Raw genomic sequence first — 14337 nt, 5'->3', positions numbered from 1 at the left:
CCGCAGAGGCCGTCCCGGCAAACGATTTTCCGGCAACTCCGGCCAGAACCCGCCAAGGCGGGCCCACGCCCTCTGGACCGCCCCCCGGGTCCCGCGCTTCACTGCCGACCCATGAGACAACGGAAGATCATGAGCATGATCGGCGGACTCACCCTGTCCGCCGGTCTGCTGCTCGCCGGACCCGCCGCCCACGCGGACGAGGCGCCCGTCCCGCCGGCCGAGTTCACCACCGACTGGCACGACCCGGTCACCGCCGGCCCGCCCGTCGCCGTCCCCGGCACCCCCAGCTGCGAAGTCACCCTCGCCGCAGCCCAGTTCCGCGACTTCACGCCGTACAAGGGGAGTTACGCCCCGCCCAAGGAGTGCGGCACCCGCTGGAACAAGGTGGTGCTGCGCCTGGAGGGCAAGGTGAAGGGCCGTCAGTACGACCGGCTCGGCCACCTCAGCGTCGGCGGCGTCGAGATCCTCCGCACCTCCACCCCCGAACCCTCGCCCGAGGGCATCACCTGGGCGGTCGAGAAGGACGTCACCCGCTACCGCGACACCCTCAGCCGCCCCCAGCCCGTCGAGATGCTCATCGGCAACGTCGTCAACGACACCTACACCGGCGTCATCGACGTCCGCGTCACCCTCACCTTCCACACCGCCCAGGGCACGGTGAAGCCCGCCGCCGGAACCCCCGACCGGGTCCTCCCGCTCACCGACGGCACCCTCACCACCCCGCGCAACACCGAACGCGTCCTCGCCGAGGTGTACGCCACCGGCTCGGGCGGCGGCTGCGAGGAGTTCTGGTACCTGACCGTCCCCGACGCGGCGCCCTACTCGTGCAAGGCCACCGACGGCCCGTACCGCGAGGTGCGGATCTCCGTCGACGGCAAGCTGGCCGGCATCGCCGCGCCCTTCCCGCACGTGTGGACCGGCGGCTGGTCCAACCCCTTCCTCTGGTACGTGATCCCCGCCCCGCGCGCCTTCGACGTGCAGCCGGTCGTCTACGACCTGACCCCCTTCGCGGCCGTCCTCAACGACGGGCGGGCCCACCGCGTCGAGGTCTCCGTCGCCGGCGTGCCCGCCGGGCAGAGCGGCTGGAGCGTGCCCGCCAACGTGCTGCTGTGGCAGGACGAGGGCAGCACGGTCGTCACCGGCGCCCTCGACCGGCACGAGTCCGGCACCCCGCGCAACTCCTCGGTGCACACGCCCGGTTCGCCCGACCGCGTCGACACCGCCGGCGGGCACACCCTGACCGTCGCCGGCCACCTGAACACCTCGCACGGCCGGGTCGCCACCACGGTCACCCGCACCGTCGAGAACACCTCGGCCCACCGCTGGGGCGCCGAGGAGAACCCGGACGCGCTCACCGCCTCCTGGACCGACGACGAGACCGTCACCACCGGCCGGACCGCGACCCGCACCCACCGCACGTACACGATGGACGGCGAGATCACCGTCGACTCCGGCAACCGGCTGCGGACCGTCCTCACCATCGGCGACCGCGCCGCCGTCGACGTCGTCCGCGACGGCAGGCGGCTGTCCTGGTCCCGGCTCGACGACAGCTACACCGGTGACGCCGCCTTCACCCTCGGCGTCCCGCGCGAGGAACGGCACGCCGTCGGCACCAGCGCCGAGCGCTACCGCCTCTTCGGCTCCGCCGGCTGCTACGACCGCTCCCTGAAGACCGTCCAGGGCACCCTGGTCGAGGACCTGCGGCGCTGCTGAACCGGCGGTGTCCGGGCCCCGGCGTTCCCCGCCGCGGGCCCGGACACCGCACCGGGGCGCCCTGCGTCAGGGGCGGGTCGCGCGCTCCAGGGCGATCAGCGCCGAGTGGTACGTGCGGCCGGTCGCCCGGTCCATGCCGACCTCGCACATGCGGTTGGCCGAGAGGTGCAGGTCGAAGGGCCGGGCGGTCACCTCGGCGGCCTCCCGTGCGGTGGCCGAGGCGGTCAGCTCCGGATGGAGCATGCCCCGGTCGCCGGCGAAGGCGCAGCACCCCGCGTCCATCGGGACGACGACCTCCTCGGCGCAGGCCGCGGCCAGCTCGGTGAGCTTCTCCTCGTCGCCGAGGTGCCGCATCGAGCAGGTCGGGTGCACCACCGCCGACGCGACCCGGTGGCGCACGTCGAGGCGGGGCAGCAGCTCGTCGGCCGCCCACACCAGCGAGTCCACGACGGTGAGTTCGGCGTGCAGCGCGCGGTTGTCCTCGGTGAGGAAGGGCACGACGTCGCGGGCGAGGCCCAGGGCGCACGAGGACGCGTCGACCACCAGGGGCAGCCGGCCCCCGGCGGTCCAGCCCCAGGCGGCCTCCACGACCCGGTTGGCCATCACCTCGTTGCCCCGCTCGTAGCCCTTGGAGTGCCAGATGGTGGCGCAGCAGGTGCCCGCCACGTCGTCCGGGATCCACACCGGCCGCCCGGCGCGGGCCGCGAGCGCCACCACCGCCTCCGGCAGTGACGGACCGTCAAGTTCCTCCGGGTTGCCGAAGATCCGGTTGACGCAGGCCGGGTAGTAGACGGCGACGGCGGCCGGCCGGTGGGTGCGCGGCAGCCGGCGGCCGGCCGCCCCGGGGATCTCCGGCAGCCACGCGGGCACCAGGTCCGGCCGCACGGCCCGGCGCGCGAGGCCGGTCACCGACTCCAGGAACCCGTCGCCCAGGTGCGCGCCCGTCGCCACCGCGAGCCGCGCCGAGGCCTCCACGGCCCTGAAGTTCCGCGCCGCGAGGGCCGCGAGGCGCTCCTCGCGCGCGGAGTGCCGCTCGTGCCGGAAGCCCTTCATCAGCGCACCGGTGTCGATCCCGACCGGGCAGTCCAGCGCGCAGGTCGAGTCCCCGGCGCAGGTGTCGACGGCGTCGTGGCCGTACGACTCGAGCAGGCTCGACTCGACCGGAGAACCGTCGGCCTGCCGCATCATCTCCCGGCGCAGCGCGATCCGCTGGCGCGGAGTGGTCGTCAGGTCCCGGCTGGGGCAAGTGGGTTCGCAGAACCCGCACTCGATGCACGGGTCGGCGACCGCCTCCACGGTCGGAATGGTCTTCAGGCCGCGCAGGTGGGCCTGCGGGTCGCGGTCCAGGACGACCCGCGGTGCGAGCAGTCCCTCCGGGTCGACGACCTCCTTGGTCCGCCACATCAGCTCGGTCGCCTTCGCCCCCCACTCCAGCTCCAGGAACGGCGCGATGTTGCGGCCGGTGGCGTGCTCGGCCTTCAGCGAGCCGTCGAAGCGCTCCACGGTCAGCTTGCAGAAGTCGTCCATGAAGGAGGCGTAGCGCTCGACGTCGGCCGGGTCACCGGCGTCGAAGGCCAGCAGGAAGTGCAGGTTGCCGTGGGCGGCGTGGCCCGCCACCGCCGCGTCGAAACCGTGCCGGGACTGCAGGTCGAGCAGCTCCGCACAGGCCTCCGCGAGCCGCTCCGGCGGCACCGCGAAGTCCTCGGTGATCAGGGTCGTGCCCGACGGACGGGAGCCGCCGACCGCCGTCACGAAGGCCCGGCGCGCCTTCCAGTAACCGCCGATCGTGCCCGGGTCCCGGGTGAAGGCGTTGTCCACGGAGGGCACCGGCGCCACCAGGTCGAGCTCCGCGAGGACCGCGGCCGCCGCCTCCTCGTACGCCCGCTGCCCGGCCTCGTCCGGCGCCCGGAACTCCACGAGCAGTGCCGCGGTCTCCTTCGGCAGCTCCGCCCAGTCGCCCGGCACCCCCGGCACGCGCACCGAGGCGCGCAGGGTGTTGCCGTCCATCAGTTCCACGGCGAGCGCGCCCGCCGCGTTGAAGCGCGGCACGGCGGCCGCCGCGGCCGGCAGCGAGGGGAAGAACAGCAGCGCCGTGGACACCCGCCGGTCCAGGGGGAGGGTGTCGAAGACCGTCTCGGCGATGAACCCGAGGGTGCCCTCGGAACCCACCATCAGGCCGCGCAGGATCTGCACCGGCGTCGCGCCGTCCAGGAAGGCGTCGAGCCGGTAGCCGTTGGTGTTCTTGATGGTGTGCTTGGCGCGGATCCGGGCCGTCAGCTCCGGGTCCGCCTCGATCTCCGCCTTCAGGGCGAGCAGGCCCGCGCACAGCCGCGGCTCGGCCCGGGCCAGCTCCTCGTCGGCCGCCGGGTCGGCGGTGTCGACCACGGTGCCGCTCGGCAGCACGACGGTGAGCGAGGCGAGGGTGCGGTACGCGTTCCGGGTGGTGCCGGCCGTCATCCCGGAGGCGTTGTTGGCGACCACCCCGCCGATCGTGCAGGCGAGGGCGCTCGCCGGATCGGGGCCCAGCACCCGGCCGTACGGCGCGAGCGCCGCGTTCGCCCGGACCACCGTCGTGCCGGGCCGGATCCGCACCCGCGCGCCGCCGTCCAGGACCTCGACGCCCGCCCAGTGCCGGCGCACGTCGACCAGGATGTCCTCGCCCTGCGCCTGCCCGTTGAGGCTGGTCCCGGCGGCCCGGAACACCACCTCGCGGCCCTTGCCGCGCGCGTACGACAGGACGGCCGACACGTCGTCGACGTCCTCGGCCACCACCACGACCTGCGGCAGGAAGCGGTAGGGGCTCGCGTCGGAGGCGTAGCGCACCAGGTCGGAGACGGTCGAGAGCACCTTGTCGGCGCCGAGGACGGCGACCAGCTCCTCGCGCAGGTGCTTCGGCGTGCCGCGGGCGTGGAGGTCCGGCACCCGGTCGGGCAGCGCCCGCCGCTTCGTACCGGCTCGCAGCGACTGCGGCTTCGGCTCCCCTACGGGCATGGCCAGCGCTCCCCTCCGGCGCGCGGCGTGCCCGGGGCCAAGGTCCCCGGCCGGCCGGGTCCTCCCGGTCCGTCCGGTCCGCGCGGGGCTCAGCAGGCGCGCTCGGGACCGCGGTCGACCAGGGCGGACAGCAGGTCTCCGAGCACTTCGCGCTGTTCGACGGTCAGTGGGGCCAGGATGTCCTCTGCGGCGGCGCGGCGCGCGCTGCGCAGCTCCCTCAGCGTGTCGCGGCCGGCGTCGGTCAGCTCGATCCGGACCACCCGGCGGTTGGCCGGGTCCGGCACCCGGCGCACCCGGCCGGAGGCCTCCAGGCCGTCGACCAGACTCGTGACCGCGCGCGGGACGACCTCCAGGCGGGCCGCCAGGTCCGCCATCCGCGGCGGCTCCCCGTAGTGCGCGACCGTCCGCAGCAGCCGGAACTGCGCCGGGGTGATCCCGACCGGCTCCAGATACCGCTTGTGGGAGCGGTGCAGCCGGCGGGTGAGGCGCAGCAGCTGCTCGGCGAGGACGCCGTCGGGGTCGGGGGAATCGGACAGGGCCGGGGTGCTCATGACCGGAACAATATCAGGACCTTGTGCATTGTGAGTAGAGGTAACAATGAGCTAGGCTCTCATCGTCCCCGAACCGAACCCTCGTAGGAGCCCATGCATCCGCACGACGAGTCCACCTGGACACCCCCCGCCCGGGACCCCCGGCAGCCCGAGGAGCCCGCCCAGCTGCGCCGCATCCTGCGGCTCTTCCGCCCCTACCGCGGCCGCCTCGCCGTGGTCGGCCTGCTCGTGGCCGCCTCGTCGCTGGTCTCGGTCGCCTCGCCCTTCCTGCTCCGGGAGATCCTCGACACCGCCATCCCGCAGGGCCGCACCGGGCTGCTCAGCCTGCTCGCCCTCGGCATGATCCTCACCGCGGTGGTCTCCGGGGTCTTCGGCGTGCTCCAGACCCTGATCTCCACGACGGTCGGCCAGCGCGTCATGCACGACCTGCGCACCGGGGTCTACGCCCAGCTCCAGCGCATGCCGCTGGCCTTCTTCACCCGCACCCGCACCGGCGAGGTCCAGTCCCGCATCGCCAACGACATCGGCGGCATGCAGGCCACCGTCACCTCCACCGCCACCTCCCTGGTGTCCAACCTCACCGCCGTCGTCGCCACCGTCGTCGCCATGCTCGCGCTCGACTGGCGGCTCACCCTGGTCTCGCTGCTGCTGCTCCCGCTGTTCGTCTGGATCAGCCGCCGGGTCGGCCGCGAGCGCAAGCGGATCACCACCCGGCGCCAGAAGCAGATGGCCGCCATGGCCGCCACCGTCACCGAGTCGCTGTCGGTCAGCGGCATCCTGCTCGGCCGCACCATGGGCCGCGCCGACTCCCTGACCCGGTCCTTCGCCGAGGAGTCCGAGCGCCTGGTCGACCTCGAAGTGCGCTCCTCCATGGCCGGCCGCTGGCGCATGTCCACCATCGGCATCGTCATGGCCGCCATGCCCGCCCTGCTCTACTGGGCGGCCGGCCTCGCCCTCCAGATCGGTGGGCCCGCGATATCGCTCGGCACCCTGGTCGCCTTCGTCTCGCTCCAGCAGGGCCTCTTCCGGCCCACCGTGAGTCTGCTCTCCACCGGCGTCCAGATGCAGACCTCGCTCGCCCTCTTCCAGCGCATCTTCGAGTACCTCGACCTGCCCGTCGAGATCACCGAGCCCGACGAGCCCGTCCGCCTGCCCGCGGTCGCCGGCGAGATCGCCTTCGAGAAGGCCACCTTCCGCTACGACCCCGAGGGCGGCGGCCGCCCCACCCTCGACGCGATCGACCTCACCGTCCCCGCCGGCGGCAGCCTCGCCGTGGTCGGCCCTACCGGCTCCGGCAAGTCCACCCTCAGCTACCTCGTGCCCCGCCTCTACGACGTCACCGACGGCCGGGTCACCCTCGACGGAGTCGACGTGCGCGACCTCGACTTCGACACCCTCGCCCGCGCCGTCGGCGTGGTCTCCCAGGAGACCTACCTCTTCCACGCCTCCGTCGCCGACAACCTGCGCTTCGCCAAGCCCGACGCCACCGACGAGGAGCTCGAGGCCGCCGCCCGCGCCGCACAGATCCACGACCACATCACCTCGCTTCCCGACGGCTACGACACCCTCGTCGGCGAGCGCGGCTACCGCTTCTCGGGCGGCGAGAAGCAGCGCCTTGCCATCGCCCGCACCATCCTGCGCGACCCGCCGGTGCTGATCCTCGACGAGGCCACCAGCGCCCTGGACACCCGCACCGAACACGCCGTCCAGCAGGCCATCGACGCCCTCTCGGCCGGCCGCACCACCATCACCATCGCCCACCGCCTCTCCACCGTCCGCGACGCCGACCAGATCGTCGTCCTGGACGCCGGCCGCATCGTCGAGCGCGGCACCCACGAGGAACTCCTCGCCCTCGACGGGCGCTACGCGGCCCTGGTGCGCCGCGACGAACACACGAACGTGGGAGCGGTTGTTCCCCGGAACGTGTGATCGTCCCCGTTTTCGTTGCCCAACTCCGGTACGGCGTCGGATGATTACGGTGCGCAAGCGACGGGCTGCAGACCGCGACTGCGCAGTCCCACAGAAAGCTCTGTACGAGGAGACAGCACCACCATGAACGTCATCACCAACCTGCTCGCCGGCGTCCTCCACTTCCTGGGCTGGCTCGTCTGACCCGTAGCAGGACAGCAGCGGCGCCGCCGGCCCCCGTCCCAGGGACCGGCGGCGCTGCCGCGTGCACGGGGTCCCCGAATTCGGGCCCGACGCGGGTTAGCGTGCGCCCATGACGTACCGGACCTGGCAGCCCGATCCCCGTCGCCGCCGCACCCGGCTCACCCCACGCGGCAAGCTCGTCCTGCTGCTCGGCGGGCTCCTCGTCGCCGCGGCCGTCACCGTGCCGCTCCTGCTGTTCACCGGCGGCGACGCGCCCGCGCCGCGGCCCGTCCCCGACAAGCAGCGCACCCTGCTCATCCCCGAGGGCTGGCGGGACGGCGAGGTGTACGCGGCCGTCGACCGCTCGCTCAAGCTGCCCCCGGGCACCGCCCGCCGGACCGCCCGGGCCCCGGCCACCCCGCTCGCCCTGCCTGCCGCCGCGCGCGGCAACCCCGAGGGCTATCTCTTCCCCGCCACCTATCCGGTCGGCAAGGCCACCACCGCCGAGGGCCTGCTGCGCTACATGGTCGACACCGCGACCCGGCGTTTCGCCGGCCCGCGCATCGCCGAGGCCGCCCGCCGGCACGGGCTGAGCGTCCACGAGATGGTCATCGTCGCCAGCATCGTCCAGGCCGAGGCCGACACCCCCGAGGACATGGGCAAGGTGGCCCGGGTCGTCTACAACCGGCTCGCCCGGGACATGCCGCTGCAGATGGACTCCACCATCAACTACGCCCTGGGCCGCGACACCGTGGACACCACCCACCAGGACACCCGCGTCGACAGCCCCTACAACACCTACGAGCGGCGCGGGCTGCCGCCGTCACCCATCGGCAACCCCGGCGACCAGGCGATGGGCGCGGCCGTCGCCCCGGCGGACGGCGACTGGCTCTACTTCGTCACGGTGCGGCACGGTGACACCCGCTTCACCGGCAGCTACGCCGAACACCAGGCGAACGTGGCCGACTTCAACGAGCTCCGACGGGCCGCGGCGCGGTCCTGAGCAGCCGCCGGATGTCGGCGACCGCCGCCCGGCCGGCCCGGTTCGCGCCGATGGTCGACGCGGAGGGACCGTACCCGACGAGATGGATCCGCGGATCACGGACGGCCCTGGTCCCCTCCATCCGGATGCCGCCGCCCGGCTCGCGCAGCCGCAGCGGGGCGAGATGGTCGATCACCGGCCGGAAGCCGGTGGCCCACAGGATGACGTCCGCGTCCACGCTCCGCCCGTCGTCCCAGGCCACCCCGGTCGGCGTGATCCGGTCGAACATGGGCAGCCGGTCCAGGATCCCCCGGGTGCGGGCGTCCCGTATCGCGTCGTTGAGCGGAAGTCCGGTGACCGACACCACGCTGCGCGGCGGCAGCCCCTGCCGCACCCGGTCCTCGACCAGCGCCACCGCGGCCCGGCCCTCGGCCTCGCCGAACGGGCCCTCGCGGAAGACCGGTTCGCTGCGGGTGACCCAGGTGGTCGCGGCGGCCACGTCGGCGATCTCCATCAGGTGCTGGGTGCCCGAGGCGCCGCCGCCGACCACGACCACCCGCTGCCCCGCGAAGGCCTCCGGCCCGGGGTACCGCGCGGTGTGCAGCTGGCGCCCGCGGAAGGTCTCCTGCCCGGGGTAGCGGGGCCAGAACGGCCGGTCCCAGGTGCCGGTCGCGTTGATCAGCGCACGGGTGGCGTACGTGCCCTCCGAGCTCTCCACGAGCAGCCGTCCGTGCGCGCCCTCGCGGACGGCGGTGACGTCGACCGGGCGGTGCACCCGCAGACCGAAGGTCTCCTCGTAGGCGCGGAAGTACTCCCCGATCACCTCGGAGGACGGCCGGCCCGGGTCCGCGCCGGTCAGCTCCATCCCGGGCAGGGCGTGCATGCCGTGCACCTTGCCGTACGTGAGCGAGGGCCAGCGGAACTGCCAGGCGCCGCCCGGCCGCGGGGCGTGGTCGAGGACCACGAAGTCCCGGTCGGGCTCGAAGCCGGTGCGCCGCAGGTGGAAGGCGGCCGAGAGGCCGGCCTGCCCGGCGCCGATGACGACCACGTCGACGGCACGGACCGGACCGGCCGGTGTCGTCGCCCGGTCCTCGCCGAGAACTTCGCGCGCCTGGGTCGCCTCGTTCGCCTCGAAATCGTTCACGATTCCACCAACCGTGGACGGGGCCGGGATCTTCCCGCCCCGTCCACGATCACTCGGGTACGGGCAGGCGCTCAGCGCCCGCCGCCCGCGACGAGCAGCGGCGCGCCGCCCGGCGCCGAGGCCGGGCGCCCGTTCGCGGCCGGCACCCCGAGCAACGGCGAGGCCGGCACGGTCGGCAGCAGACCGCGCGCCGCCAGCTCCGGCGTCACGCCCTCCCCGAACCAGTAGGCCTCCTCCAGGTGCGGGTAGCCCGACAGCACGAAGTGCTCGACCCCGAGGTCGTGGTACTCCTCGATCCGGTCGGCCACGTCCGTGTGGCTGCCCACGAGCGCGGTGCCCGCCCCGCCCCGTACCAGACCCACCCCCGCCCACAGATTCGGCGCGATCTCCAGACGGTCCCGGTCGAGCGTGCCGCCCCCGTGCAGCGCCAGCATCCGCTGCTGGCCCACCGACTCGCTGCGGCCGAGCGCCGTCTGCGCCGCGGCCACCGTCTCCGGGTCGAGATCCGCGAGCAGCCGTTCCGCCGTCGCCCACGCCTCGCGCGCCGAGTCCCGCGAGATGGTGTGCAGCCGGATGCCGAAGCGCACGCTGCGGCCCCGCTCCTCGGCGAGCCGCCGGATCCAGTCGATCTTCTCCTTGACCTGCCACGGCGGCTCGCCCCAGGTGAGGTACACGTCCGCGTGCTCGGCGGCGACCGGCCCGGCCGCCGCCGACGAACCCCCGAAGAAGATCTCCGGCAGCGGGTCCGGCGGCAGCGCCGTCAGCCCGCCCTCGACCTGGAAGTGCTCTCCCCGGAAGTCGTACGGCCGGCCGCCCCACACCCCGCGCACCACCTCCAGGAACTCCGCCGTCCGGGCGTACCGCCGGTCGTGGTCCAGGAAGTCCCCGAAGCGCCGCTGCTCGGCCGAGTCGCCACCGGTCACCACGTTGAGCAGCAGCCGCCCCCGGGTGATCCGCTGGTACGTGGCCGCCATCTGCGCCGCGAGCACCGGGGACAGGACGCCCGGACGGAACGCCACCAGGAACTTCAGCCGTTCCGTGTGCTGGGCGAGCGCCGCCGTGGTCAGCCAGGCGTCCTCGCACCAGGTGCCGGTCGGCGTCAGCACCGCCTCGAAGCCCAGTTGCTCGGCCGCCTTGGCGATCTGCACCAGGTACTCGATGTCCGGCGGACGCACCCCGCTCGCGGTGCGCGCCCGGCCGATGCCGCCGTCGCCGTAGACGTGCCGGTCGACCAGGGTGCGGCCGTCGCCGCCGGTCGGCAGGAACCAGTGGAGGTGCACGGTCATCAGGAGGAGCCCTTTCCGTAGGAGCGCGCCGGGGTGGTGGACGGCGGCAGGTTCTTGTTGAAACGGGTGTCGACGAAGTCCGCGAAGCGGAACCGGTGCGGGATCAGGCCGAGTCCGGCGAAGGTGTCGGCGATCCGCTGCTCGGAGGCGACCGCCGCCGGATCGAGCGCCACGGCGATCCGGGTGCCGTTGCTCCGCTTCACCGAGGCGAGCGCCACCTCGTACGGCAGCCCGGTCTCCTTCGCCCAGACCTTCGCCCAGGCCTCCGGGTGCCGGTACACCCAGTCCTGCGCGCGCCGCAGCCGCTCGACGAAGTCGCCGATCGCCGCTGCCTTCTTCGGGTCGGCGAGCGCGGCGGGCGCGGCGACCTGGAAGCCGAGCCCGTTGACGACCCCGCGCCCGTCGGTGAGCACCCGGCCCTTGCCGCTCTGCAGGACCTGCGAGGTGTACGGGTCCCAGACCGCCCAGGCGTCGACCTTGCCGCTGGTGAAGGCGGCGAGTGCGTCGGCCGGCTGGAGCAGGTTCACCTTCACGTCGGAGGGCTTGAGGCCGGCCTTCGCCAGCGAGGCGATCAGCTGGTAGTGCGCGGAGCTGCCCTGCGCCACGGCGATCGAGCGGCCCCTGAGCTGGGCCGGGGAGCGCAGCGGCGAGTCGCGCGGCACCAGGATGGCCTCGCCGGCCGAGTCGCCGTGGGTGGCCGCCACCACGGTGATCTTCGAGCCGGCGCCGGCCGCGAAGACGGGCGGGGTGTTGCCGACGCCGCCGATGTCGACGGCCTTCGCGTTGATCGCCTCCAGGAGCGGCGGTCCCGAGGTGAAGGTCGACCAGGCGACGCGGTAGGGCAGGTCGTCGAGCTCCCCGGCGGCGCGCAGCACCGCCTCGGCCCCGCCCTTCTGGTCGCCGACGCGCAGCACGAGCGAGGAGCCGCCGCCCGGCCCGTCGTCGGCGGCGGAGGTGGTGGAGCAGGCGGAGGAGAGGAGGGCGAGGGGGAGCAGCAGGGCGGCGGCGGGTCGGAGGAAGCGGAGTCGAGACGGTCGCGTCATGAGATGGCCTTCGGGTGGCTAGGGGGAGGGGAGGGAGGGGGTCAGACGGTCTGGGGTACGGGAGGGACCGGGGTGCCCCGGAGCGCCGCCGGCGCGGCGGCCTCGGCCGGGTGCTCGGTCGGCTCCTCGTGGACGCCGAGTTCCGCGAGGAGCCGGGCGCGCAGGGCGGCGAAGCCGGGGTCGGCGGGGTCACGGGGCCGGTCGAGGGCGACGGGTGTGTCGTACGCGATGACGCCGTCCCGCATCACGAGCGCGCGGTCGGCGAGCAGCAGCGCCTCGTCGACGTCGTGCGTGACCAGCAGCACCGTGCAGCCGCGCCGCCGCCACAGCTCGCCCACCAGGCGCTGGGCCTTGATGCGGGTGAGCGCGTCGAGCGCGCCGAACGGCTCGTCGAGCAGCAGCAGATCGGGCTCCCGTACCAACGCGCGGGCGAGGGAGGCGCGTTGGGCCTCGCCGCCGGAGAGCGTCTTGGGCCAGGCGCCGGACCGGTGCCCGAGGCCGACCTCGGCGAGGGCCCGCTCGGCCCGCTCCCGGTCCGGCCGGCCGGGCAGCCCGAGGAGGACGTTGCGCCAGACCCGCTTCCACGGCATCAGGCGCGGCGCCTGGAAGGCGACGGCGCGCCGCTTCGGGACGAGCACGGTGCCGCTGATCTCCCGGTCGAGCCCGGCGAGCACGCGCAGCAGGGTCGACTTGCCGCAGCCGCTGTGCCCGAGGAGCGCGGTGAACTGGCCCGCGCCGAGGGTGAGATCGAGTCCGTCGACCACGGCACGCCCGTCGAAGGAGCGGGTCAGGCCGCGGACGGTCACTGTCCGGTGAAGGTCGGTCGCCATTGCAGCAGCAGCCTTTCGAGGGAGCGGACGAGGGCGTCGGCGAGGAGGCCGAGAAGGGCGTAGACGACGAGGCAGACGACGATGACGTCGGTGCGGAAGAACTCGCGGGCCTGGTTCATGAGGAAGCCGATGCCGGCGTCGGCGTTCACGGACTCGCCGAACACGAGGGCCAGCCAGGCGGTGGCGAGGGAGTAGCGCAGCCCGGTCATGGCCCCCGGCAGCGCGCCGGGCAGCACCACGTGCCGCACGAGACCCCAGCGGCCGAGTCCCAGGGAGCCGCCCGCCTCGACGAGTTGGGCATCGACGCCGCGGATCCCCGCGTACACGTTGAGATAGAGGTGGAAGGCGACGCCGAGCGCGATGAGCGCCACCTTCGGGGCCTCGCCGATGCCGAGCCAGATGATGAACAGCGGGATCAGCCCGACCCAGGGCACGGTGCGCAGCATCTGCACGCTGGCGTCCACCAGGTCCTCGCCGAGCCGCGAGAGCCCGGACACCAGGGCGAGGGACACTCCGACCGCCCCGCCGATCAGCAGCCCGACGGCCACGCGTTGCAGGGACACCAGCATCGCGTGCGGCAGCGTGCCGTCCCGCACCAGCTCCGCACCGGCCCGGGCGACCGTCCCGGGCGAGGCGAGCACCTCGCCGCTCAGCACCCCGGTGACGCTGAACACCTGCCAGAGGACGAGCAGGAGCACCGGCCCGACGGCCCGCCGCAGCCAGCGCGGCGGCCGGGGAAGACGACGGGGACCCCGGTCGGGGACGAGGGATTCAAGCTCTGACATGGCGGACATATCCGGCGGGGAATGCGCCGGTGCGGTCCCGAGGGTCATGGAAGGGCTCCGGGGGAGGGGAAAGAAGGGGGAGCCGCACGAGGGTGCGGCGAAGCCGCGGAGCCCCGGACGCGGACGCGCCTACGGGCACGTCAGGGCGTCAGGACACCACGGGGAAAGGAGAGAAGAAGGAGAAAGCGCAGAGGGGCGTCAGCAGCCGCGGGAACACGCGGCGGAGGCCACCCGCAGCAGGTCGATGTGACCGCGCGTGGTGAGCAGGGCTGTACGCAACATGGCGTGAACCTAGCGACCCGTTCGGCGGCGGGTCAACGGCGTCTCGGAGCGTGGACGCGCGATCCCGCGCCGTGAGCGGCAGGATGGCCCCATGGCCTTCACCAGCACCGTGCTCACCGTGACCACCGGCTCCAAGGAGACGGTCCACGACCTCACCCGCGACTGCGAACGCTTCCTCGCCGACGCCGCCCCCGGCCGCGACGGCCTCCTCCACCTCTTCGTCCCGCACGCCACCGCGGGCCTCGCCGTCCTGGAGACCGGCGCCGGCAGCGACGAAGACCTCCTCACCGCCCTCCACCACCTCCTCCCGCCCGACGACCGCTGGCAACACCGCCACGGCTCCCCGGGCCACGGCCGCGACCACGTCCTCCCCGCCCTGATCCCGCCCTACGCGACGATCCCGGTCCTGAACGGCCGCATGGAACTGGGCACGTGGCAGTCGATCTGCCTGGTGGACACGAACAAGGACAACCCGGAGCGGAAGGTGCGGCTGAGCTTCCTGGGCTGATCGAATCGAGAGCCGGGCGGAACGCGTCTCACTTCCCCTGTTTCGCGAAGTGCCGTTCGCGGTCGTCCGGTCGTTGCCATACTGATCTGGTGACCGGCTTCACGGATCGGATGACACGGACGGCGCAGAGG

Annotated in this window: 12 protein-coding genes; 4 read left to right on the top strand and 8 right to left on the bottom strand. The window is 73.7% G+C overall.

The window, feature by feature from the left end; genetic code table 11:
- Positions 1 to 111: 111 nt before the first annotated feature.
- Positions 112 to 1713: a peptide-N4-asparagine amidase gene (locus ACIGW2_RS15550; RefSeq protein WP_399843967.1), complete on the top strand. Its 1602-nt coding sequence runs from the start codon at positions 112 to 114 to the stop codon at positions 1711 to 1713.
- A 66-nt stretch (positions 1714 to 1779) separates the two neighbouring features.
- Here the strand turns inward: ACIGW2_RS15550 and ACIGW2_RS15545 are convergent, their stop codons facing one another.
- Both ACIGW2_RS15545 and ACIGW2_RS15540 read right to left on the bottom strand, forming a co-directional pair.
- Entirely contained in the window at positions 1780 to 4704 is a 2925-nt protein-coding gene (locus ACIGW2_RS15545) for an FAD-binding and (Fe-S)-binding domain-containing protein (RefSeq protein WP_399843965.1), read from the bottom strand.
- Between the two features lie 89 nt (positions 4705 to 4793).
- A complete protein-coding gene (locus ACIGW2_RS15540; RefSeq protein ID WP_356067852.1) occupies positions 4794 to 5255 on the bottom strand; it encodes a MarR family transcriptional regulator in 462 nt (153 codons plus the stop codon).
- Between the two features lie 93 nt (positions 5256 to 5348).
- On the opposite strand from ACIGW2_RS15540, the gene ACIGW2_RS15535 reads away from it, so the two are divergent.
- Both ACIGW2_RS15535 and mltG read left to right on the top strand, forming a co-directional pair.
- On the top strand, positions 5349 to 7184 hold the full coding sequence (locus ACIGW2_RS15535; protein ID WP_399843963.1) for an ABC transporter ATP-binding protein: 1836 nt from the start codon (positions 5349 to 5351) through the stop codon (positions 7182 to 7184).
- Between the two features lie 292 nt (positions 7185 to 7476).
- Positions 7477 to 8349: an endolytic transglycosylase MltG gene (gene mltG / locus ACIGW2_RS15530; RefSeq protein ID WP_391656303.1), complete on the top strand. Its 873-nt coding sequence runs from the start codon at positions 7477 to 7479 to the stop codon at positions 8347 to 8349.
- Here mltG and ACIGW2_RS15525 read toward each other — a convergent pair.
- The 6 genes from ACIGW2_RS15525 to ACIGW2_RS15500 all read right to left on the bottom strand — a co-directional run bounded on the left by ACIGW2_RS15525 (position 8315) and on the right by ACIGW2_RS15500 (position 13698).
- Positions 8315 to 9376 (bottom strand): NAD(P)-binding domain-containing protein, encoded by a 1062-nt coding sequence (locus ACIGW2_RS15525; RefSeq protein WP_391656409.1) that lies wholly within the window; start codon positions 9374 to 9376, stop codon positions 8315 to 8317. The genes mltG and ACIGW2_RS15525 overlap by 35 nt on opposite strands.
- A 167-nt stretch (positions 9377 to 9543) precedes the next feature.
- Positions 9544 to 10758, bottom strand: a complete 1215-nt coding sequence (locus ACIGW2_RS15520; RefSeq protein ID WP_391656302.1) for an LLM class flavin-dependent oxidoreductase — start codon at positions 10756 to 10758, stop codon at positions 9544 to 9546.
- Positions 10758 to 11801, bottom strand: a complete 1044-nt coding sequence (locus ACIGW2_RS15515; RefSeq protein ID WP_391656301.1) for an ABC transporter substrate-binding protein — start codon at positions 11799 to 11801, stop codon at positions 10758 to 10760. The genes ACIGW2_RS15520 and ACIGW2_RS15515 overlap by 1 nt, the downstream gene beginning before the upstream one ends.
- A 41-nt stretch (positions 11802 to 11842) precedes the next feature.
- The gene (locus ACIGW2_RS15510) at positions 11843 to 12631 is read right to left on the bottom strand and encodes an ABC transporter ATP-binding protein (protein WP_391656300.1); all 789 of its coding nucleotides are present in this window, start codon (positions 12629 to 12631) and stop codon (positions 11843 to 11845) included.
- Positions 12604 to 13464 (bottom strand): ABC transporter permease, encoded by an 861-nt coding sequence (locus ACIGW2_RS15505; RefSeq protein ID WP_391656299.1) that lies wholly within the window; start codon positions 13462 to 13464, stop codon positions 12604 to 12606. Before ACIGW2_RS15505 ends, ACIGW2_RS15510 begins: the two co-directional genes overlap by 28 nt.
- 150 nt (positions 13465 to 13614) lie before the next feature.
- Positions 13615 to 13698, bottom strand: coding sequence for a putative leader peptide (locus ACIGW2_RS15500; RefSeq protein WP_356067872.1), 84 nt, complete (start codon positions 13696 to 13698; stop codon positions 13615 to 13617).
- Positions 13699 to 13789: 91 nt separating this feature from the next.
- Here ACIGW2_RS15500 and ACIGW2_RS15495 point away from each other — a divergent pair, with 91 nt between their 5' ends.
- Positions 13790 to 14206, top strand: a complete 417-nt coding sequence (locus tag ACIGW2_RS15495) for a secondary thiamine-phosphate synthase enzyme YjbQ (protein ID WP_391656298.1) — start codon at positions 13790 to 13792, stop codon at positions 14204 to 14206.
- Positions 14207 to 14337 lie beyond the last annotated feature (131 nt).

The sequence above is a fragment of the Streptomyces sp. NPDC053541 genome, assembly GCF_044544705.1.
Classification (GTDB): Bacteria; Actinomycetota; Actinomycetes; order Streptomycetales; family Streptomycetaceae; genus Streptomyces.
Note: the sequence above shows the minus strand (reverse complement) of the source record. Positions and strands in the feature narration are given on the sequence as shown.

Excerpts from the sequence above, each read along its gene's own strand:
- ACIGW2_RS15550 (WP_399843967.1), top strand. The coding sequence starts at position 112 with ATGAGACAACGGAAGATCATGAGCATGATCGGCGGACTCACCCTGTCC.
- ACIGW2_RS15545 (WP_399843965.1), bottom strand. The coding sequence starts at position 4,704 with ATGCCCGTAGGGGAGCCGAAGCCGCAGTCGCTGCGAGCCGGTACGAAG.
- ACIGW2_RS15540 (WP_356067852.1), bottom strand. The coding sequence starts at position 5,255 with ATGAGCACCCCGGCCCTGTCCGATTCCCCCGACCCCGACGGCGTCCTC.
- ACIGW2_RS15535 (WP_399843963.1), top strand. The coding sequence starts at position 5,349 with ATGCATCCGCACGACGAGTCCACCTGGACACCCCCCGCCCGGGACCCC.
- mltG (WP_391656303.1), top strand. The coding sequence starts at position 7,477 with ATGACGTACCGGACCTGGCAGCCCGATCCCCGTCGCCGCCGCACCCGG.
- ACIGW2_RS15520 (WP_391656302.1), bottom strand. The coding sequence starts at position 10,758 with ATGACCGTGCACCTCCACTGGTTCCTGCCGACCGGCGGCGACGGCCGC.
- ACIGW2_RS15515 (WP_391656301.1), bottom strand. The coding sequence starts at position 11,801 with ATGACGCGACCGTCTCGACTCCGCTTCCTCCGACCCGCCGCCGCCCTG.
- ACIGW2_RS15510 (WP_391656300.1), bottom strand. The coding sequence starts at position 12,631 with ATGGCGACCGACCTTCACCGGACAGTGACCGTCCGCGGCCTGACCCGC.
- ACIGW2_RS15505 (WP_391656299.1), bottom strand. The coding sequence starts at position 13,464 with ATGACCCTCGGGACCGCACCGGCGCATTCCCCGCCGGATATGTCCGCC.
- ACIGW2_RS15500 (WP_356067872.1), bottom strand. The coding sequence starts at position 13,698 with ATGTTGCGTACAGCCCTGCTCACCACGCGCGGTCACATCGACCTGCTG.
- ACIGW2_RS15495 (WP_391656298.1), top strand. The coding sequence starts at position 13,790 with ATGGCCTTCACCAGCACCGTGCTCACCGTGACCACCGGCTCCAAGGAG.